Source organism: Herbidospora solisilvae (genome assembly GCF_009901565.1).
Lineage (GTDB): Bacteria > Actinomycetota > Actinomycetes > Streptosporangiales > Streptosporangiaceae > Herbidospora > Herbidospora solisilvae.
In genome coordinates, this window is sequence record NZ_WXEW01000001.1 from 604,830 (window position 1) to 624,712 (window position 19,883).

Here is a 19,883-nt window from a genome sequence, read left to right on the forward strand (position 1 = left end):
CATGCCCGCGTGATCGACACACCTCTCGTCGAACGTGAGCGGCAGTTGGCCGCGTTCGACGCCCATCTGCGTGCGCTGGCCGGCGGGGCCGGGCGGTTCGTCGTGGTCGACGGCGGGCCCGGGGCGGGCAAGAGCCGGCTGCTCGCGGCGGTCCGCGCCGCCGCCGACGGGCACCGGGTGCTGTCGGCGCGGGCGTCCCGGCTGGAGCGCACCTACGCGTTCGGCGTGGTGCGGCAGTTGCTGGAACCCGTCGTCGCGCGGGCCGCCGACCGGGAGCGGCTGCTGACCGGGCCCGCCGCCGCGGCGGCGTCGGTGCTCGGGGCGCCCGGGGAGCCGCCGGGCGACTACGCCGTGCTCAACGGATTGTTCTGGCTGGTCGCGAACGTGTGCGAGAGCGGCCCCGTGGTCCTCCTCCTCGACGACCTGCACTGGGCCGACGAGGCGTCGCTGCGGTTCCTGGCCTACCTGCTGCCGCGCGTCGACGGGCTGCCGCTGCTGGTGGCCGCCGGGTCGCGGCCCGAGTCCGACGGGGGGCTGCTCGACGTCGTCCTCACCGAGGCCGAGCGGCTGCCGCTGCCGCCGCTGACGCCGGGAGGGGTGGCGGCGGTGCTGGACGGCATCACCGGCCGGCGGCCCGACGAGGCGTTCGCACGGGCCTGCGCCGAGGCGACCGGCGGGGTTCCGCTGCTGGTCAGCGAGGCGTCCCGGGCGCTGGTCGCCTCGGGCACCCCGCCCACGGCGGCCAACGCCGAACGGCTGCGGGAGCTGGGCGCGCGGGCGCTGACCCGGCGGGTCGGCCTGGAGCTGGCGGGGCTGCCCGAGGGGCACGTGCGGGTGGCCGAGGCGGTGGCGGTGCTGGGGCCGCACGCGACGACCGCGAACCTCGCCACGCTGACCGGCGCGCCCGTGCTGGAGGTCAAGGGGGCGATCGCGGCGCTGGAACGTGCCGACCTGGTCTGCGCCGGGGAACGGGCCTACGACTTCGTCCATCCGCTGGTGGGCGCGGCCGTCCACGAGCGCATGGACCACGGCCGGGCGGCCGAGGCGCACGCCCGCGCGGCCGAGTGCCTGCGCGCGGCCGGGGCCGGGGCCGAGAAGGTGGCCGCCCACCTGCTGCGGGTCACCCCGGTCGACGCCGCGACGATGACCGAGCCGCTCCGGGAGGCGGGGGCCGACGCCCTGTCGCGGGGCGCGCCGCAGGCGGCGCACGCCTATCTCCGGCACGCCCTGACCGGCCTGCCGCCCGGCCCGGAACGCGTCGAGCTGGAGATCGAGGCGGGCATGGCGGCGCTGCGCTTCGACCACGACCTCGCGGTCGGCCACCTGTCGGGCGCGCTGGCGATGGAACCCGAACTCGGCACCCGCGTCAGGCTGACGGTGCTGACCGGCCTCGCGCTCGTGTACGCCGGCCGCGGCGCCCAGGCCGCCGAACTGGTCACCGGGCTGCTCGACCGGCTGCCCGACGGCCTCGACGACCTGCGCCGCCGCCTGGAGACCATCGTCGTCGCCGGGCCCTCGACCGGCTCCGCGCCGCCGCTCGACCCCGCCCGGATCGAGCGCCTGCACGCCCTCCCCCGCACCGGCACCGTCGCCGCCGCCAGCCTCGACGGCACACTGGCCGTCCACGACCTGCACACCGGCGACCCGCGCGGCCTCGATCTGGCCCGCCGGGCCGTCGCCGCGCTGGCGGCCCGGCCGGTCGACCCGGCCGACCCGAACGACTCCCCGGAGATCCGGGGCCGGTCGCTCGCGCCCTCCTACAGCGTGTTGCCGTTCGGCGACCTCGACGAGGGCCTGGCCGGGGCGACGGCGGCCGTCGAGGCGTCGCTGGCGCAGGGGTCGCTGGCCCTGCTCGGCCTGCACACCCACATCCGGGGCGGCTGCTGGCTGTTGCGGGGCGACCTGGCGGAGGCGGAGAACGACCTGCGGGAGAGCGTGCGGACCGCCCGGCTCACCCACAGCGAGGTGACCGTCAGCCAGAGCGTCGGCTGGCTGGCCGAGGCGGTGCTGGAGCAGCGCGGGCCCGACGAGGCCGCGGCCGTGCTCGGCCACTTCCACGAGATCGCGACCGCCCCGCGCTCCGGCCCGCCCCACCACCTGGAGTTCGCCTGGGCCCGGGTCCGCCGGGCGCGCGGCGAGTTCGAGGAGGCCCGCGCCGCCGCGATCCGGGCCGGGGCCGGCTACGCGGCCTTCGGCGGCCGCAACCCCGCCGTGGTGCCGTGGCGGTCGGAGGCCGCGCTCGCGTTGTGCGGGCAGGGCCGCCGTGACCTGGCCGCCGACTACGCGCGGGAGGAACTGGCGCTGGCCCGCGCCTGGGGCTCGGCGCCGGCGCTCGGCCGGGCGCTGCGGGTGGCCGGGACGGTGACCGGGTCGCGGGCGCTGCTGGAGGAGTCGTCCGAGGTGCTGGCGCTGTCGCCGGCGCGGCTGGAGCACGCCAAGACGCTGGTCGCGCTCGGCGACTCGGCGGCGATGGTCGCCCGGGGACGCGAACTCGCGTTCCGCTGCGGCGCGGCCCCGCTGGTCGAGGAGGCGACGGTGCGGCTGCACGCGCTGGGGGCGCGGCCCCGCCCGCTCACCCAGACGGGCGCGGGCAGCCTGACCCCGAGCGAACGCCGGGTGGCCGAGCTCGCCGGGAAGGGCGGCACCAACCGCGAGATCGCCCAGACGCTGTTCGTGACCCCGAAGGCGGTCGAGGTGCACCTGTCGAACGTGTACCGCAAGCTCGGCGTGGCGACGCGGAACGAACTGACGGCCGCGCTCGGTTAGCGCACCGTGTTCCCCGTGGCGGTCGAGGTGGCGTGCACCCGGGCGCCGACCGGTTCGCCGGTCGTCAGCAGGGCCGGGTCGGCCGTGGCGGCGAAGCGGCGGCCGTCGTCCAGGCGGGCGAGCACGATGCCGGTCCGGCGGCCGTCCCTGCTGTAGCGGATCGTGTACGTCTCGATCGTGGCCGGGCCGTCGGCCTCGGTGGCGGCGGCGACCTTCGGCCAGGCGTCGACCTGACCCTGGAGGTCCGGCTGCTCGGTCCAGGGGGCGGGGGTGGTGGCGTACAGGCCGACCGAGTACTTGCTCAGGAGGCCGCCGTTGGCGCCGACCAGGGCCAGGTCGCCGGGGTGGGCGCGGCAGAAGGCCACGGCCTCGGCGACGGCGTGCAGGGAGTAGGCGTTGCCGGGGCCGCCGAAGAACGGCAGGCCGCCGGTCAGGGTGAGGGGGCAGGTCAGCGGGACGGCGTCGGTGATGTTGGTGACGGCGACCGGGAAGCAGCTGTAGAGATCGGCGGCGGCGACGTCAGAGGGGGTCGCGCCGGCCTGGGCGAGGGCGTCGGTCACGGCCAGGGCCGAGGCGGGGCCGCGGCTGAGGTCGGGGCGGGCGAGGATGTCCTGGTCGCGAACGTCGGCGTGGCCGTGGACGTACACCCACCGGCCCGCCGGGACGCCCAGCTCGCGCGCCTTGGCCACCGACATGAGCAGCACGGCCGCGCCCTGGTTCACCTTCTCCCTGGCGACCACGTATCGCGGGTAGGGGTCGGCGATCACCCGGTTCCGCTCCGACACCGTGACGAGTTCTTCTGCGGTGCGTTCCGTGGGGGCGGCGGCGTGCGGGTTGGCGGCGGCGACCCGGGTGAAGGGAGCGAACAGGGCGCCCATGCCGAGGGCGTACTCGTCGCGCGTCTGGCCCAGGCGGGCGCGGCGGGCGTTCTCGAAGAGGGCGTACTGGGCCGCCGCGCTGGTCAGGCCGTGGCGGGCGAGTTCGGCGTCGACCAGGCCGTCGAGGCCGTACCCCCGGTCGTCGAGGCCGCCGGGCGCGTGCTCGGTGAAGTCGGGCCGGTCGGGAGAGCGCATCAGGTGGGCGATCGTGGAGATGGCCTCCGCGCCGACGACCAGGGCGGCCCGCGACTCCCCCGCCGCGATCGAGGCGGCCAGTTCGGTCACGAGGCGCTGCGGCGACTGGCCGCCGGTCACGTCGAGGATCGCGCGGGCCGGGTCGGCGCCGACGCGGCGGGCGACCGAGCGGGGGAGGTTGTCCGAGCGGCCCAGCGGGGCCACCGCCCGCGGGGTGGAGATCTCGAACTGCCGTACCGCGGCGATCGTGTCGACCACGCGGGGGTCGACGCCGGCGAGGGCCAGGGCGGCCGCGGCGGCGGCCAGCTCGACGGGCGAGCGGCCCCGGTAGCCGGGGTCGCCGAGGCGTTCGGAGACCTGCCCGGCCCCGACGAGGACGGGCGTGTGGTGATCGTTCATATCATCATCAACGTATCAACCTGGACATCACGCCCTGACGTCACTGGTGACCAGCGGAATCGTCAATTTGACTGAAACGCCGTTCATCTCACCGCCCCGACTGCTCGGCGACAGCCGCCCGTGAACCGGGTTCGGCCGGATTTCCCGCGGTTAGCCTGCTGACCTTGTGAGCACCGACCCCGGCATGCCCGTTCCGGGACCCGGCCGTCCGCGCGACGCCCAGGTCGACCGGAAGGCCCTCAGAGCGGCGCTGGCCCTGTACGCCGAGCTGGGCTGGGCGAAGTTCACGCTCGACGCGGTCGCCCGCCGGGCCGGCATCGGCAAGGCCGCCCTCTACCGGCGCTGGCCCAGCCGCGAGAAGCTCATCGCCGACGCCATCGAGTCGGCCCTGGTGGTGCCGTCGTTCGACATCGACACCGGCACCCTGCGCCAGGACCTGCGGGAGCTCATCGGCTCGATGCTGGCCCACTACCTGGGCCCTTATGGTCTGGCGGGGCTGCGGCTGCACGTCGAGGCGCGGGCGTATCCCGAGCTGTTCTCCCCGGTGACGGGCGTGATCAGGAAGTCGCGGGTGCTGGAGGCGCGGCAGATGATCCGCCGCGCCATCGCACGGGGCGAGCTGGGCCCCGAGGCGTCGCCCACCCTGATCCTCGACACGCTGCTGGGCGCGGTGCTCCAGCACGTGCTGGCCACGCCGGAGGAGCTCCGGGAGGACATGCGCGCCCAGGCGCCCGCCTACGCCGACCGCCTGATCGACTTCGTCCTGACGGCGGCGACCACCCTCTATCCCCCGGACTGAACGCGGTCGTACTGCTCGTCGGTGAGTCGCAGATCGGCGGCGCGCAGGTTCTCGGCGAGGTGGACCTCCGAGGTCGTGCCCGGGATGGGGAGCATGTTCGGCGAGCGCCGGAGCAGCCACGCCAGCGACACCTGCGCCGTCGTCGCGCCGGTCTCCGCCGCGACCCGCCGCACCCCCGGGTGGGACGACGCGATCGGGTAGAACGGCACGAAGGCGATCCCCAGCTCCGCGGTGCGCTCGACCATGGCCTCGTGGGTGCGGTCGCCGACGTTGTACGCGTTCTGCACTGCCGCGATCTCGGTGACGCGCAGCGCGGCGTCGAGCTGCCCGACGCTCACCTCCGACAGGCCGATGGCCCCGATCTTGCCCTCCTCCCGCAGGCCGACCAGCGCCCCGAGCTGGTCGTCGAGGGCGACGAGCGGGTCGACGCGGTGCAGGTAGAACAGCGGGATGTGGTCGGTGCGCAGTCGCCGCAGGCTGAGCTCGGCCTGCTGCCTCAGGTAGGCGGGATGCCCGACGGGCACCCATTCGCCCGGCGACGGCCGGGCCTCCCCGGCCTTGGTCGCGACGATCAGCCCGTCGGGGTAGGGGTGCAGGGCCTCGGCGATGAGGCTCTCGTTGTCGCCGAGGGCGTAGGCGTCGGCGGTGTCGATGAGCGGCACCCCGAGTTCGACCGCCCTTCTCAGGAGCCTGACCGCGGCGGGGCGGTCGGCGGGGCCGTGCCAGATGCCGGGGTCGGCGAGCCGCATCGCGCCGAGGCCGATCGTGCCGGTGGGGATGGTCATGCCAGGTCTCCCAGGTGTTCGCGGGCCACCTTCTTGGGGACGCACATGCGCCAGGCGTCGACGACCAGTTCCTCCATCTCCTCCGGGTCGAGGCGGTCGAGGCGGCACTCCACCCACTGGTAGCGCATGTCGGCCGGTCCCGGCAGGAAGAAGGTCTCGGGCCGGCCCGCGACGAGGGCGGCGCGCTCCTCCTTGGGGAAGCCGAAGCCCATCGTGGTCTCGTCGCGCGAGAAGGCGACGTAGACGATCCGCCCGACGCGGAACTTGACCCGGTCGCGGATCAGGTGCTCGGTGGTGCGCGGCAGGGCCAGGGCGACCCGGCGTACGTCGTCGACTCCGACCATCGGAAACCTCCTTGAACGCGAGCGTCAAGGGCACCGTATCTGGGTGTACCGACAACTGAATCGCGAAGTTGACCAAGGCCCTGACAGGAGGCTCGTCACACCATTTACTCTTAGGAAACTTTCTTTTACATTGCTCGGAAGCCCCCCAGGAAGGAGAGCTTCACATGAGAAAAACGATCTTGTCGATCGTCACGGCCTTAGCGGCCGTGGCTTCGACCCTGGTCGTGCTCACCGGTCCCGCCCAAGCCCACGGCTACATCTCCTCGCCGCCGAGCCGGCAGGCGAACTGCGCCCAGGGCCGGGTGGCCAACTGCGGTCCGATCGTCTACGAACCGCAGTCGGTCGAGGGCCCCAAGGGCCAGCGCAACTGTCACGGCGGTCTCTCCCAGTTCGCCCAGCTGAGCGACGAGAGCAAGCCGTGGCCCGCGACCTCCGTCGGGCAGAACGTGACCTTCAACTGGGTCCTGACCGCCCGCCACGCGACCAGCACATGGGAGTACTTCATCGGCAACACCCGGGTCGCCGTCTTCAACGACGGCGGACGCCAGCCGGGTGCGACGGTCTCGCACAACGTCAACCTCGGCGGCTTCTCCGGACGCCAGCGCCTGCTGGCCATCTGGAACATCGCCGACACCCCGATGGCCTTCTACAGCTGCGTCGACCTCCAGATCGGCGGCGGCAACCCCAACCCGCAGCCGTCCCCGACGCCGACCGTGACCCCCCGTCCGCCGTCGCCCACGCCCACCGTCACCCCGCCCCCGGCGGGTGGCACGTGGCGCACCGGCACCTACTACGCCACCGGTTCGACCGTGACCTACGGCGGCGCCACCTACCGCTGCCTCCAGGCGCACACCTCGCTCGCCGGCTGGGAGCCGCCGAACGTGCCCGCGCTCTGGGCCCGCGTGTAGTCCTCTGAAGACCGCCGGCACGGCGCAGTCCGCGCGCCGTGCCGGCTCCGAACAACAATGAGGGAGCCATGAAGCGTCTGGCAATCGTCCTCGCCCTCGTGGCCGGATGTTCCGCCCCGGCCGAGCCCGCGTTCAACGCCGCCGACGTGATGTTCCTGCAGATGATGATCCCGCACCACGAGCAGGGCATACGGATGGCGGAGATCGCCGAGGAGCGGGCCGCGCGCCCCGAGGTCAAGGCCCTGGCGTCGGCGATCCGGGCCACCCAGTCGGACGAGGCCAAGACCATGACGACCCGCCTGACCCGGTGGGAGCAGCCGATGGAGGCGCCCCCCGGCTCCCACGACGCCCACGGCGGCCTGCACGAGACCCGCCCCTCCGACATCCTGTCGCTGGAGAAGGTGCCGGCCGGCCAGTTCGACACCAGCTTCCTGAACCTGCTCACCGGCCACCAGCACAACGCCGTCGACATGGCCCGCACCGAGGTGAAGACGGGCCTGGACGCCTCGACGAAGGACCTGGCCAAACGCATCGAGGAGTCGCGCAACGCGCAGATCCAGGAGATGCTCCGGCTCCTGGCGGCCCCCCAGGGTTAACCTGCCCGACAGATCGGTCCGGCAGCCTCACACGCGTGAACAGCACCCCCAAAGCCGCGCTCGCCGTCGGCGTCCTCGCCACCGTCCTGCTGTCCGCCCTCCCCGCCTCGGCGGAGGGCCCCGCGGTCGTGACGACCGACAACGAGACCCCCGTCCTGTACGACGACGACCAGGGCGGCAACGCCTCCGGCGACGACCCCGCGATCTGGGTCCACCCGCGCGACTCCCGCAAGTCGATCGTGATCGCGACCGCCAAGGAGGGCGGCCTGCGCGTCTACGACCTGGAGTCACGGGAGCGTCAGTCGCTGAAGGCGACCAGGGCCCCGCGGCGGGACGGCGTCGAGGGCCGCTACAACAACGTCGACATCGCCTACGGCGTGCCGCTCGGCGGCCGGAAGGTCGACGTGGCGGTCGTGTCCGACCGCTACAACGACCAGATCCGCTTCTTCGCCATCGACCCCTCGGCGGCCGAGCCGCTGCGCGAGGTGACCGCGCCCGACCAGCCCTTCCTGTTCAGCCCCGACCGGGAGACGGTGGACGAGGAGCACACCGCCTACGGCCTGGCCGTCCACCAGCCCCGTCCCGGCGAGGCCTACGCGGTGGTCACCCAGGAGGGCGCGACGACCCTGGCGACCGCCCGGATCGTCGAGAAGGACGGCAGGCTCGGCTACGCCGACGTCGAGAAGCTGACCATGCCATCCGAGTTCCCGCTGCCGAACGGGAAGACCTGGAAGCCCTGCGAGGAGCCCGGGGTGCTCCCCCACTTCGAGGGCCTGGCCGTCGACCAGCGTTCGGGTGTCCTGTACGCCGCCCAGGAGGACGTCGGCCTGTGGCGGGTGCCGCTCCCCCTCGGTTCCAGGAAGCCCACGCTCGTCGACAAGGTGACCGACTTCGGCGTCGAGGACGTCTACGACGAGGAGACCGAGGAGTGCGAGCCGGTCGACCCGAAGGCCCCGGGCTTCGGCGGCGACCGCCTCACCGCCGACGCGGAGGGCGTCGACGTCTACTACGCGGGCGGCGCGACCGGCTACGTCATCGTCTCCAGCCAGGGTGACGACACCTTCTCCGTCTACGACCGCCAGGGCGCGAACAGGCCGCTGGGCACCTTCCGCGTCAAGGGCGTCAAGGGCGTGGACGACGTCAACGGCTCCGACGGCCTCACGGTGACCAACCGCCCGGTCGGCAGGTTCACCAAGGGCCTCCTGGTCACCCACGACGAGCCCGACACGGGCGCGAACGTGGACGGGGAGCGCGACGCGACCAACTTCTCCTACGTCTCGTGGGGCGACGTGGCCCGCGCGCTGAACCTGAAGGTCAGCACCAAGGCGGGCAACGACCCCCGGTTCTGACGGGTCAGCCGGGCAGGCCGATCTGCTCGCGGCCCTTCCGCTTCAGCGCCTCGGCCTCCTCGCGGGCGAGCTTCTCCTCCGCCGGCCGTCCGGCCGCGGCGTAGGCCTCGGCCAGGCTGTCGAGGGCCGCGGCGATGAAGGCCTGCCAGCCGCGCACCCGCCACAGGCGCACCGACTCCTCCAGATGCGTGACGGCGTCGTCGACCCGGCCCTCGGCCAGGTCGACCTCGCCGAGCACCCACAGGGCGTCGGCGCGGTGGTGGGCCAGCCGGTGGTTGCGGCACAACTCCTCGGCGGCCTCGGCCGCGCCGCGGGCCCTCGGGTCGCCGGCCACCGCGTAGAGGCGGGCCAGCGCGACCATGCCGGTGGCGTCGACCAGGGCGTCGCCGAAACGGCGGTCGGTCATGGTGCGGCTCAGGTAGGCCATGCCCTGTTCGTACTGGCGCAGGTGGGCGTGGGCCAGGCCGAGGAACTGGAGCGCGGTCGCCTCGAACCGCGCGTTGCCCACCCGTTCGGCCAGCTCCAAGCCCTTGTGCAGGTGGACGATCGCCATGTCGAGGTCGGACAACCCGTAGGTCACGGCCATGCAGACGTGGGCGCGGGCCTGACCGCTCAGGTGGCCGGCCCCCTCGGCCAGGCGCAGGGCGGTCCGGCCGGATTCCAGGCCCTGGGCCAGGGCGCCCCGGGCGGCCTCGCCCCAGGCCCGCATCACGTGGGCGTCGGCCAGCCCGCGATCCTCGCCGACCTCGGTGAACAGCGGGATGAGCTGCTCGGCGCCGTCGTAGTGGGCGGCCATCGCCTCGTTGTCCATCCAGCTCGTCGCCGAGATGAGGCCGCGCAGCACGGTCGCCTCGCCGAGCCGGTCGCCCGCCGCCCGGCAGGCCTCCAGCAGCGGCTCGTGCATCGTGCGCCAGTCGTCGAACCGGCCGCGCACGTCGAGGTAGCGCTCCAGGGAGCAGGCGGTGTCCCAGGCCACGGCGGTCAGCCCCAGCGCGCACGCCTGCCGGACGGCGGCGACCAGGGCGGCCCGTTCGGCGTCGAACCAGGCGAGCGGGTCGTGGCCCGCCAGCGGCTCCCACGGCTCCGCGGGCTCCTCCTCGGGCGGCCGCCAGCGGGGCGCGTCGCCGTGGATGATGGCCAGCGAGGTGCCGTGCACCCGCTCGGTGGCGTGTTCCGCCAGGGCGAGCCAGCCGCCGAAGGCGCGGGCCAGCGCCGCCGGCACGGCCGTGTCGTCGTCCTCCAGGGCGCCGCGCTCGCGGGCGTACAGGCGCACCAGGTCGTGGAAGCGGTAGCGGGACTGCCCGGCCGCGTCGGCGCCGCTGATGAGGAGGAGCTGGCGGTCCACCAGGGACTCGACGAGCTCCTCCCCGGCCGCCAGCGGCAGGTCGAGCAGGGCGGCGGCGGTCCAGGCGGCGAAGTCGGGGGCGTCCAGGGCGCCGAGCAGGCGGAAGGCCCGGCGGGTGGCCGGGTCGAGGCCGAGGTAGCTGAGCGCCAGGCTCGCCCGCACCGCCAGGTCGCCGGTGGCGAACTGGTCGAGCCGCCGCCGTTCGTCGGTGAGCTGGCCGGCCAGCCGCTTGAGCGGCCAGTTGGGGCGCACCGCCAGGCGCGCCCCGGCGACCCGGACGGCCAGCGGGATGCGGTCGGACAGGCGGGCGATCTCGGCGGCGGCCTCGGGTTCGGCGGCCACCCGCCCGGCCCCGGCGATCCGCGAGAGCAGCTGCACGGCCTGGGCGGGCAGCAGCACCGACAACTCGATGAGCGTCGCCCCGGACAGGCCGGTCAGCCGGGTCCGGCTGGTGACGATGACGGCGCAGCTCGACGAGCCGGGCAGCAGCGGGCGCACCTGCCGCTCGGAGGCGGCGTTGTCGAGCACGATCAGCATCCGGCGGTCGGCGACCTGGCTGCGGAAGTAGGCCGCGCGCTCCTCCGTGGTCTCCGGCATCGCGGTCCGGGGCACGCCGAGCGCGGTCAGGAAGGAGGCCAGCACCTGCCCCGCGTCGGCGGGCGACGGCTCGACGCCGTGCAGGTTCACGTGGAGCTGGCCGTCGGGGTAGTCGCGGGCGATGCGGTGGGCGGCGTGCACGGCCAGCGTCGTCTTGCCGACCCCGCCCATGCCCGCGATCACGCACACCCGGACGTGCCCCGGGCCGGAGGGCGGGGGGCCGCCCAGCAGGGTGGTGATCCGGCCGAGCTGGTCGTCGCGGCCGGTGAAGTCGGAGATGTCGGCCGGGAGCTGCGCGGGCGTGGCCTCGCGCGGTTGCGGCGGGGGCGGCGGCGCGGCCGGGTCGTCCGGGAGGGTGCCGGTGAGGATCGCCTGGTGGAGGTCGCGCAGCTCGTCGCCCGGGTCGAGGCCGAGCTCGGTGGCGAACACCCGGCGCGCGTCGTGGAAGACGGCCAGCGCCTCGGCCTGCCGCCCCGACCGGGCCAGGGCCGTCATGAGCTGGGCGCGCGGGTGCTCCCGGAGCGGCTGCTCGTCGACGAGCGCGGTCAGCTCCGGCACGAGCGCCGACGACAGGCCGCGCGCGAGGTCGGCGTCGACGCGGTTCTCCAGCGCGGCGAGGCGCTCCTCCTCCAGCCGCCGGGCGTGCTCGCGCAGCCCGTCGGTGACGTTGAGGCCGTCGTAGACGGGACCGCGCCAGAGCTCCAGCGCCCGCGCGAGCACCGCCGAGGCCTCCTCGTGGTCACCGGCGGCCAGGAGGGCGCGGCCCCGCCGGGCCAGGGTCTCGAACACCTCGGCGTCGAGTTCCCCCGGGTGGACGGTGAGCGTCCAGCCGGTGCCGGTGCGGGTGAGGCGGTCCTGGCCGAGCACCCGGCGCAGCTGGTGCGCGTACAGCCGCAGGTTGTCGGCGGCGGTGCGGGGCGGACGGTGTCCCCAGAGCGCTTCGACCAGGACGTCGGCGGACACCGGGCGACCGGCGCGGCACAGCAGTTCAGCCAGCATGACGCACTGCTTGCCGGCGCTCAGCGTCAGCACCCCGGCGTCGTCCGACACGCGGAGCGGCCCCAGGACGGCGAATTCCATCAGGCTCCAGTGGAACGGCGATGACGATGATCAAAGCCGCTCAAATGTGCACGATGGAGTCACAACCGTCAACCCATGGGTCAGAAAGACACCGGCGGGAACCGTGGGACGGTCCCCGCCGGGATCACCGGTCCGTCACACCCGGCCGCCGTAGAAGACGGCCAGGTAGTAGGTGGTGGCGAGGTTGCGGCAGGTGCCGCGCTTCCACCAGGCGTACGCCGGGCAGACGCCGTTCCAGAGCACGTTGTAGAAGACGGCGTCGGCCTGGTACTTGCTGGAGATGTAGCCCATCCTCCGCAGGGCGTATCCGTAGTCGTGCATCATGCAGGCCTGCCGGAAGTCGAAGCCCAGCGGGCGGTCGGGGCTGCTGGTGCAGTAGTCGTACAGGATGCCGCGCACCCACCAGCCCCGGGGGGTCTTCACCCAGCGCACGGTGCGCCAGCTCCCGTGGTACCAGGCGCGCGTGACGCCGCAGTGGTTGAAGGCGAAGTGCGAGAAGGTGCGGCACCAGTACCACTTGCGGCCGTCGAGGTCGGCGTTGGACGTCGGCGCCTGGGCGGCGTAGTCGTAGGCGTTGGCGCTGCCCCCCTCGACCGGGTCGGTCTGCAGGAACCGGCCGAGTTTGGGCTGGTAGAGCCGCACGCCCATGAGGATCGTGCCGTCGGGGGTGTCGGTGACCCGCTCGGCGGCGCCGTGCCAGCCGTAGCGGCCGGCCGGCTGGCCCGGTCGCGGGTTGCCGAACTCGTCGAAGTCGAGCGCCAGCGGCACGCCGGTCGTCAGGTCGAGCACGACGTTGATGTCGTCGTGCAGGTTGGTGAGCTGGAGCCGGATCTCGCCGGTGGCGGAGGTGACCGCCGCCAGGCCGCCCGACACCGAGTGCACGTTCCGGCTGACCCGCCCGGTGGCGACGTCCTCCACCACCCAGGCGGGGGTGTCGTCGTCGGCGTCGAAGTGCTCGACGCGCCGGGCCGTGGCGGCCCAGGTCCCGCCGGTGCGCGCCTCGGTCAGGGTGCTGTTGCGGCGGAGCTGGGGGTCCAGCGTGTACGACTGCCGCGCGTCCCCCGACGTCATCGCCTTGACCAGGTCGGTCGCGTAGTAGTCGACGGCCAGGCCGTCGGGCGTGGAGACGGTGCGGCCGAAGGCGTCGTACACGTAGCCCTGGTCGACGAGCCGGTCGCCGGTGTCGTAGGCGTGGGTGCGGGTGGTGGCGTCGCCGCCGTCGCAGCCGCCGCTGGTGAGCGAGGTGCGGTTGGAGTTGGCGTCGTAGCCGTAGGCGCGGCGGGTGCAGACGCCGCCGACGGTGTCGTCGACGGAGGAGATGCGCCCGATCTTGTCGTAGCCGACGACCTGCGCCGACAGGCCGGTGCGGGTGAGCTGCTGGCCGTGGATCGACCAGGTGACCGCGTCGTCCAGGAGCTTCACCCCGGCGGCGTTCTGGTAGACGCGCCGGGTCGGCGCGCCGGTCGGGTCCTTGCCGACCGTGTACGACACGCCGCCCGGCAGCTGCTCGGCGACGATGCCGCCCTCGGCGTCGTAGGTCGCGGTGAAGCGCCCGGCGACCGAGTCGGTCATCGCGGTGAGCAGGCCGCGGGGGTCGGCGTCGAGGTCGTACTCGTAGGTCATCGTGGACGGGGCGCCGTCGGTCTTCCTGATCACCCGGTCGAGGGCGTCGTATTCGACCCGGGTGACGCCGCCGTCGGCGTCGGTGTAGGAGGTCTGCCGGCCCAGGGCGTCGTACTCCCGCGTGATGGACGCGCCGGTGGAGGCGGTGGTCCTGGTCAGCCGGCCGGCCGCGTCGTAGCTGTTGGTGACGGCGGGCACGGCCGTGCCGAGGCCCCCGGTGACCGTGGTGGTGAGCACCTGGCCGGCCGTGTCGTAGGTGGTGGCGGTGGTGCGGGTGACGCCGTTGGCCGTCTCGGTGACCGAGGCGACCCGGCCGCCCTCCTCGTAGGCGTACACCTTCGTGACCAGCTCGGACGGGTTGGAGCCGCCGCCCGAGACGTTCTGCTTGGCCTGGGTGCGGCAGAGCAGGCCGGCCCATTCCGGTCTGCCGCCGCAGGCGCCGGAGCCGTCGGCGGTGTAGTAGGCGCTGGTGGTGGTGCCGGCGTCGTCTCCGGACGACTTCGGCATGGTGGCGCTGACGACCCGGCCGTCGGCGTCGTATCCGGTGGTCCGGGTGACGGCCAGGCCGCCCGGGTCGGTCACCGTCCTGACCACCTTGCCGGTGGCCCAGTCGTAGAAGGTCCGGGTGAGGCGCACGTCGGCGTCCGCGCCGCCGCCGGGCGACCACGCGCCGACCGCGGTGGTGGTGACCAGGCCGGAGACCTTGGCGTCGGCGGGCCGGCCCTCGTCGAGCGTGTTGACCTGGTGCTTGCGGGCGGGGGTCGGGACGCCGTTCAGCCGCACCAGGTGCAGCGGGCCGAACTCGCCCAGCATGCGCTGGCCGTCGGCGGAGTACACGGTCTCCTCCGACAGCAGCCGGGCCCGCTCGGCGGTCGAGCTGTTGATCAGGCCCAGCCGGGTCAGCTCCTCGGCGGCGCCGGGTCCCTGGCCGAAGGCCAGCGCCCGGTTGCCCGCCGACAGGTTGGACACGGTGTTGCCGTGGGCGTCGTACTGGCTGGCCGACAGGCCGCCGCCGGGTTCGGCCCGGTTGACGGTCGCGCCGTTGGCGTTCAGGTAGGTGACGGTGGCCCGGCCGTAGTCGGAGGCGGCCAGCCCGCCGCGCCCGGTGTGGTTGGCGGGCACCTGGTCGGGCGGGAAGATCGCGGTGGCGTCGGACGGCGGGTCGGTCTGGCCCCACGTCAGCGTGGCGGCGGGCGAGAGGTTGTAGGGCGCGCCGCCGCCGCTGGTCGGCACGTCGTACACGACCGAGGTGACGGCGGTGCCGTTGGTCTCGCTCAGGGTGCCGGGGCGCAGGGTCGGCCGCGAGACGGCCAGCAGCATGCCGTCGGCGGCGGTGTCGGCGTTCCCGGCCCGGCCGTAGGTGAGGGTCCACGGCAGCTCACCGGGCGGGGTGAAGCGGTTGACCCGGCCGCCGAGGTCGTAGTCGTAGCGGGTCTTCACGGCGGGGGTGGCGGGGTCCCAGCGCTCCCGGAGCCGGCCGAGGTCGTCGTAGCGGTACTCGGACAGGCCACGCGGCGCGGCGACGCCGCCCTCCCACAGGCTGATCTGCTTGACCTGCCCGGCGACGTCGCCGAGCTGGGCGCCCGCCGTCGTCGTGGTGGCGTAGGTGACCACGATCAGGCGGCAGCCCTCGGGCAGGGCGGCCAGGGTGGCGACGTCGCAGTCGCTCGGCGAGGCGACCGACCAGGCGGGGGCGATGATCCTGGTGGGCCGGGCGAGCCGGGCGCCGTCGGCGCCGGTCACCGGCTCCCAGACGAAGACGGTGCCGCCCTTGCCGCCGGCCGGGTAGACCGCCCGTACGAGATAGGCGTCGTTGACCTTGGCGAACACGGTGCGGTCGGCGGTGGTGGAGTCGGTCAGGGTGTAGCGGTCGGCCGCCGCGTCGTAGGTCAGCCGGAGGTTGCCGGCGTCCGACTGCGGCGTCCAGGAACCGTCGGTGTTCTTCGTGAAGCCGACCGAGGCGCCGTCGCCGGTGATCTCCACCGAGGTGGCGGAGGTGGCGTGCAGTTCGGTGAAGGTGCCGTCGCCCGACTGGGCCAGGCCGTTCGGCGTCCACTCGGCGCCGAAGATGGGGGCCACGCCGGGCAGGGACGAGCCCTTGCGCGGGTCGCGCGAGGAGAAGGAGCGCATCAGGCCGACACCGAACATGCTGGCGTCGGTGGTGGTCATCCGGAAGTCGCCGTTGAGCAGGTTGACCGTGCCTGGGCCGATCGGGCCGGTGGTGGCGCCCTCGGCGTCGCGGTCGACGGTCAGGTCCACCTTCGCGGAGGCGGCGGTGCCGCCCGAGGTGGTGAACTCGGCGCGGATCTCGATCGCGCCGTCCTCGGTCAGCGTGCGGGTGACGTCCCAGACCAGGTCGGGCGAGACGCCGGCGGTCATGGCCACCGGCCAGGTGACCGCCGCGCCGTCGGAGCGGCGGCGCACGTCGGCGGCGGGCACCTGGTGCCAGTCGTCGGCCTCGCCGCGCCGGTAGGAGAAGGAGACGGCGGTGACGCCGGCGCTGCCGGCGGCGGCCAGCACGGTGCGCCGGGCCGTGGAGCTCGCGTCCTGCGGCGAGGTCACCGCGAACCTGCCCACGCCGAAGTCGTACTGGGCGGGTTCCGACAGGTTGCCGGCCTTGTCCTTCACCCAGGCCCGCAGGGTGTGCGGCCCGTCGGTGGCCGGCGTCCAGGTGACCGTGTGGGCGCTCCCGGTGTTCGCCGCCGACTGCTGGGCGCCGCCGTCGAACGACCACAACACGGCCGACACGTCGGCGCCCGCCGGGGTGACGGTGAACGTCCCGGCCTGCCCGGCGCCCTTCGACCACGTGCCGGCCGGGTAGTCGGACGAGCTCACCTCGGGCGCGTCGGGCGCGGCGGCGTCGACGGTGAAGGCGAACCAGGCCGACCACGCGCCGTAGGCGGTGCCGTCGTAGGTGCGCACCCGCCAGTTGTAGGAGGTGTTGGCGAGCGGGGTGGCGACCCGCCAGGTGCCGGTGCCGTTGTTGGCGACGCCCGACACCGAGCCACCGGTGATCTTGGTGGCCTTGGTGGAGTTCCACACCTCGAAGTCGGCCCGCTGCGCCGTGCCGTCGGCGTCGGAGACCTTCGCCGACATGTTCGGCTGCGCCGCCCCCACCAGGGCCGGGCTGGAGCAGGTGGAGCAGGGCGCCATCGCCAGGGCGGTGGGCGTGCCCGGGAGCGTGTTGTAGGTGATGGAGATGTTCGGGTTGTTGGCGAACCGCTTCCAGTAGGTGTTGTCGGTCTCGCTGGACGCCTTGACCATGAAGGTCACCGAGGTGCCGCCCGCGTCCATGACGCCCTGGAGGGCCGAGGCCACGTTCCAGCCGACCCACGCCGCCGGGCAGCTCGACGGCCCGCCCTGGCCGCTCGACGACCAGCCGTGCGCGACGTTCTTCGCGCCGATCGACAGGTTGGAGGCCGGCTGGTTGTTCCAGTTGGTCGACGACGACACCGCGGCGGTCCGGTGCAGCTCCACGTTCCGGGCCGAGCACGACCAGGCCCAGTGCTCGTAGAGGTTGAACGTGGCGGACACGATCTGCTTGCGGGTGCCCATGCCCGACAGGTTCATATTGAAGAAGGAGCGCCGCTTCATGCCGCCGGAGTCGGAGGTGCCCGACGTGGCGTCGTTGGAGCTGTTCCAGTAGGTGCTGGTCGGATAGCGGGAGTCGACGTACGTCCAGGCCGACTTGGCGGCGGTGAAGCTCGGGTCGATCGTCACCGGGAAGACGGTGGCCGGGTCGGCCAGCAGCGCCGCGTCGGGGGTGATCGTGATCGCGTCCCGGCCGACCTTGACGCCCATCGTTGCGCGTCTGCCCGGATCGAGCGCCTCGGCGACGGTCTTCGAGGCGACGGCCGGGGTCTTCCTGGCCGCGTTCTCGGCGGCGGCGTCCCACATCTCGTTGGCGACGGCGGCGAAGACCGGTTCGTCCTTCTCGTCGACGACGGTGAGGTTGCCGTGCCGGTCGGCCTTCAGCGCGCCCTTGTCGACGTCGGCGCCGAAGGTGAGCGACCTCAGCCGCGGGTCGGCGGCGGCCCGCCGGTTCTTGACCATCAGCTTCTGGGCGAAGCCGTCGACGTCGGCGGTGAGCACCAGGTCGACGCCGGGCAGCACCTCGGGATAGGTCGCGGTCGCCCCGGACACCACCGGTTTCGGCAACGTGCCGAGCGGGGAGCCGAGCGTGAACTCCACGCCCTCGCGGGCGGCCCGCACCAGGGGCCCGTCGCCGCCGCCGGAGAACCCGTAGGACACCGAGGCGGCCTTCGGGACGACCGTGCCGTCGGCGGCCGTGACGAGCGTCGCGTCGGCCGGCACCCACCCGCCGTCGCGCCTGACCCGGACCGGGCGGTACCGGTGCTCAAGGGTGAGCGTGCCGTCGGGGTTGACGAAGTACTCGTCGTTCTCCGTGGTCATCGCCGCGGCCCTGACGCGCCTGCCGCAGACCCGCGCGGCCAGCCGCGCGGCGATCTCGGTCGGCATCTCCTCGGGGCAGGTCACCGCCGGGGCTCTCACGGGGGCCTGGACGGGCGGTGTGACCGCCTTCGCCGGGACCGAGGCGAACAGACTGGATAACAGAGCAAGCGAGATCATGGCGGGTAGTGCGGCGCCCTGCCGCCGTTCGCGCAACACCGTCGGGCCTCCGAGAAGAGTCATCCGGCTTATCAGGGGCCAGCCTCGTGAGCCGCTGTATAGCGCCCGTATAAACAGCGTTGATGATCACGGCCAGCGAGCCGCAAAGACCTGTCGCGGGCCACATCCCGGCAGCTCAGGCCGGGTAGTCCCTGCGGATGGCGACCTGTGCGAGGCCCGGCGTCGTGCTGGCCATCTGCTGTGTGAGCGTGTTCATCGTCGGCATGGACAGCAGCATCCTCAACGTCGCCCTGCCCGCGATCAAGCAGGCCTTCGACGCGAACATCTCCGGCGCGCAGTGGACCCTCGACGCCTACACGCTGACCCTCGCCTCGTTCCTGATGTTGTCGGCCTCGACCGCCGACCGGATCGGCCGGCGCAAGGTGTTCCAGACGGGCCTGGTGGTCTTCACCGCCGGTTCGCTGCTGTGCAGCCTGGCGCCCACCCTGGAGACGCTGACCGTGTTCCGGGCCCTGCAGGCCGTCGGGGGCAGCATGCTCAACCCGGTCGCCATGTCGATCATCACCAACACGTTCACCGAGCCCCGGGAGAGGGCCAGGGCCATCGGCGTCTGGGGCGGCGTGGTCGGCGTCAGCGTCGCGGCCGGGCCGCTCATCGGGGGCGCGCTGGTCGAGTTCGTCGGCTGGCGGTCGGTGTTCTGGGTGAACGTCCCGATCGGCATCGCCGCGTTCGTGCTCGCCAAGCTGCACGTCCCGGAGTCGAGGGCGCCGCACCCCAGGAAGATCGACCCGGCCGGGCAGATCCTCGTCATCGGGACCGTGTTCCTGCTGACGTTCGGCATCATCGAAGCGCCGAACACCGGCTGGGGGTCGCCGCAGACCCTGCTCTCCCTGCTCGGCTCGGCGGTCTGCCTCGGCGCGCTCGTCGTGGTCGAGCGGCACCGGCCGGAGCCGCTGATCGACGTCAGGTTCTTCAAGGCCCCGCCGTTCGCGGGGGCCACCGGGATCGCCCTGCTCATGTACACCGCGCAGGGCGGCTTCCTGATCGTCAACACGCTCTACCTGCAGGTCGTCAGAGGCTTCTCCCCCCTGGAGGCGGGGTTGTCGATCCTGCCGATGCCCCTGCTGCAGGCGCTGACCGGGCCGATCTCCGGACGGGTCGTCGGCCGGTACGGGCCCCGGCCCTCCATCGTGCTCGGCAGCGCCGGGAGCATCAGCGCCGGACTGCTCGCCGCCGTCCCGGCCGACCTGCCCACCGGGGCCCGCATGTACCTCTGCTACGCCCTCATGGGCTTCGGGCTCGGCTGGCTGAACGCCGCGATCACCACGACGGCCGTCTCCGGCATGCCGAACGCGCAGGCCGGGGTGGCCGCGAGCATCGTGTCGACCATGCGGCAGACGGGCGTCACGCTGGGGGTGGCCGTCGTCGGCAGCGTCGTCGCCTCACACGTCACGGTGCTGGCGGCGGGTCCGGGCTTCACGGCCGCCTACCGGATCAGCTGGGCGATCATCATCGCCTGCGGGGCGCTGGTGCTCACCATCGGGCTGGTCACGACCGGGCGGTGGGCGCAGCGGGCGGTCTACAAGCAGGTGCACAAACATCCCCTGGAGAAGATGTGGCATCCGTAGG

General features: G+C 73.6%; 11 protein-coding genes. 6 read left to right on the forward strand and 5 right to left on the reverse strand.

Translation table 11 applies throughout. The features are described from left to right. Positions 1-9: 9 nt before the first annotated feature. Positions 10-2,766: a helix-turn-helix transcriptional regulator gene (locus tag GT755_RS02700; RefSeq protein ID WP_161478078.1), complete on the forward strand. Its 2,757-nt coding sequence runs from the start codon at positions 10-12 to the stop codon at positions 2,764-2,766. Here GT755_RS02700 and GT755_RS02705 read toward each other — a convergent pair. Beyond that, positions 2,763-4,238, reverse strand: a complete 1,476-nt coding sequence (locus GT755_RS02705) for an acetyl-CoA acetyltransferase (RefSeq protein WP_161478079.1) — start codon at positions 4,236-4,238, stop codon at positions 2,763-2,765. The genes GT755_RS02700 and GT755_RS02705 overlap by 4 nt on opposite strands. Before the next feature lie 166 nt (positions 4,239-4,404). Between GT755_RS02705 and GT755_RS02710 the strand changes: the two genes are divergently transcribed. Then, positions 4,405-5,037 carry a TetR/AcrR family transcriptional regulator gene (locus GT755_RS02710; protein ID WP_202609542.1) on the forward strand — a complete coding sequence of 211 codons (633 nt, stop codon included), beginning with the start codon at positions 4,405-4,407 and terminating at the stop codon, positions 5,035-5,037. Here GT755_RS02710 and GT755_RS02715 read toward each other — a convergent pair. Both GT755_RS02715 and GT755_RS02720 read right to left on the reverse strand, forming a co-directional pair. After that, positions 5,022-5,822 carry an aldo/keto reductase gene (locus tag GT755_RS02715; protein WP_161478080.1) on the reverse strand — a complete coding sequence of 267 codons (801 nt, stop codon included), beginning with the start codon at positions 5,820-5,822 and terminating at the stop codon, positions 5,022-5,024. The genes GT755_RS02710 and GT755_RS02715 overlap by 16 nt on opposite strands. Further along, positions 5,819-6,166 carry an MmcQ/YjbR family DNA-binding protein gene (locus GT755_RS02720; RefSeq protein WP_161478081.1) on the reverse strand — a complete coding sequence of 116 codons (348 nt, stop codon included), beginning with the start codon at positions 6,164-6,166 and terminating at the stop codon, positions 5,819-5,821. The genes GT755_RS02715 and GT755_RS02720 overlap by 4 nt, the downstream gene beginning before the upstream one ends. 164 nt (positions 6,167-6,330) lie before the next feature. Between GT755_RS02720 and GT755_RS02725 the strand changes: the two genes are divergently transcribed. From GT755_RS02725 to GT755_RS40895, 3 genes are all read left to right on the forward strand, one after another. Continuing rightward, positions 6,331-7,074 carry a lytic polysaccharide monooxygenase gene (locus GT755_RS02725; protein ID WP_030453331.1) on the forward strand — a complete coding sequence of 248 codons (744 nt, stop codon included), beginning with the start codon at positions 6,331-6,333 and terminating at the stop codon, positions 7,072-7,074. 68 nt (positions 7,075-7,142) lie between these two features. Next, positions 7,143-7,670 carry a DUF305 domain-containing protein gene (locus GT755_RS02730; protein WP_161478082.1) on the forward strand — a complete coding sequence of 176 codons (528 nt, stop codon included), beginning with the start codon at positions 7,143-7,145 and terminating at the stop codon, positions 7,668-7,670. A 35-nt stretch (positions 7,671-7,705) separates the two neighbouring features. Then, on the forward strand, positions 7,706-9,019 hold the full coding sequence (locus GT755_RS40895) for a phytase (protein WP_161478083.1): 1,314 nt from the start codon (positions 7,706-7,708) through the stop codon (positions 9,017-9,019). A 4-nt stretch (positions 9,020-9,023) separates the two neighbouring features. Here GT755_RS40895 and GT755_RS02740 read toward each other — a convergent pair whose 3' ends face one another. Together GT755_RS02740 and GT755_RS02745 are read right to left on the reverse strand one after the other, a co-directional pair. Further along, the gene (locus tag GT755_RS02740) at positions 9,024-12,041 is read right to left on the reverse strand and encodes an AfsR/SARP family transcriptional regulator (RefSeq protein ID WP_161478084.1); all 3,018 of its coding nucleotides are present in this window, start codon (positions 12,039-12,041) and stop codon (positions 9,024-9,026) included. 135 nt (positions 12,042-12,176) lie between these two features. Further along, on the reverse strand, positions 12,177-18,317 hold the full coding sequence (locus GT755_RS02745; protein WP_161478085.1) for a phospholipase A2: 6,141 nt from the start codon (positions 18,315-18,317) through the stop codon (positions 12,177-12,179). 134 nt (positions 18,318-18,451) lie between these two features. Here GT755_RS02745 and GT755_RS02750 point away from each other — a divergent pair, with 134 nt between their 5' ends. Further along, positions 18,452-19,882, forward strand: coding sequence for an MFS transporter (locus GT755_RS02750; protein ID WP_161478086.1), 1,431 nt, complete (start codon positions 18,452-18,454; stop codon positions 19,880-19,882). The last annotated feature ends 1 nt before the right edge of the window (position 19,883 follow it).

Bases quoted from the DNA above. Each gene is read 5' to 3' on its own strand.
- GT755_RS02705 (WP_161478079.1), bottom strand. From the start codon at position 4,238: ATGAACGATCACCACACGCCCGTCCTCGTCGGGGCCGGGCAGGTCTCC.
- GT755_RS02715 (WP_161478080.1), bottom strand. From the start codon at position 5,822: ATGACCATCCCCACCGGCACGATCGGCCTCGGCGCGATGCGGCTCGCC.
- GT755_RS02720 (WP_161478081.1), bottom strand. From the start codon at position 6,166: ATGGTCGGAGTCGACGACGTACGCCGGGTCGCCCTGGCCCTGCCGCGC.
- GT755_RS02725 (WP_030453331.1), top strand. From the start codon at position 6,331: ATGAGAAAAACGATCTTGTCGATCGTCACGGCCTTAGCGGCCGTGGCT.
- GT755_RS02730 (WP_161478082.1), top strand. From the start codon at position 7,143: ATGAAGCGTCTGGCAATCGTCCTCGCCCTCGTGGCCGGATGTTCCGCC.
- GT755_RS02740 (WP_161478084.1), bottom strand. From the start codon at position 12,041: ATGGAATTCGCCGTCCTGGGGCCGCTCCGCGTGTCGGACGACGCCGGG.
- GT755_RS02745 (WP_161478085.1), bottom strand. From the start codon at position 18,317: ATGACTCTTCTCGGAGGCCCGACGGTGTTGCGCGAACGGCGGCAGGGC.
- GT755_RS02750 (WP_161478086.1), top strand. From the start codon at position 18,452: ATGGCGACCTGTGCGAGGCCCGGCGTCGTGCTGGCCATCTGCTGTGTG.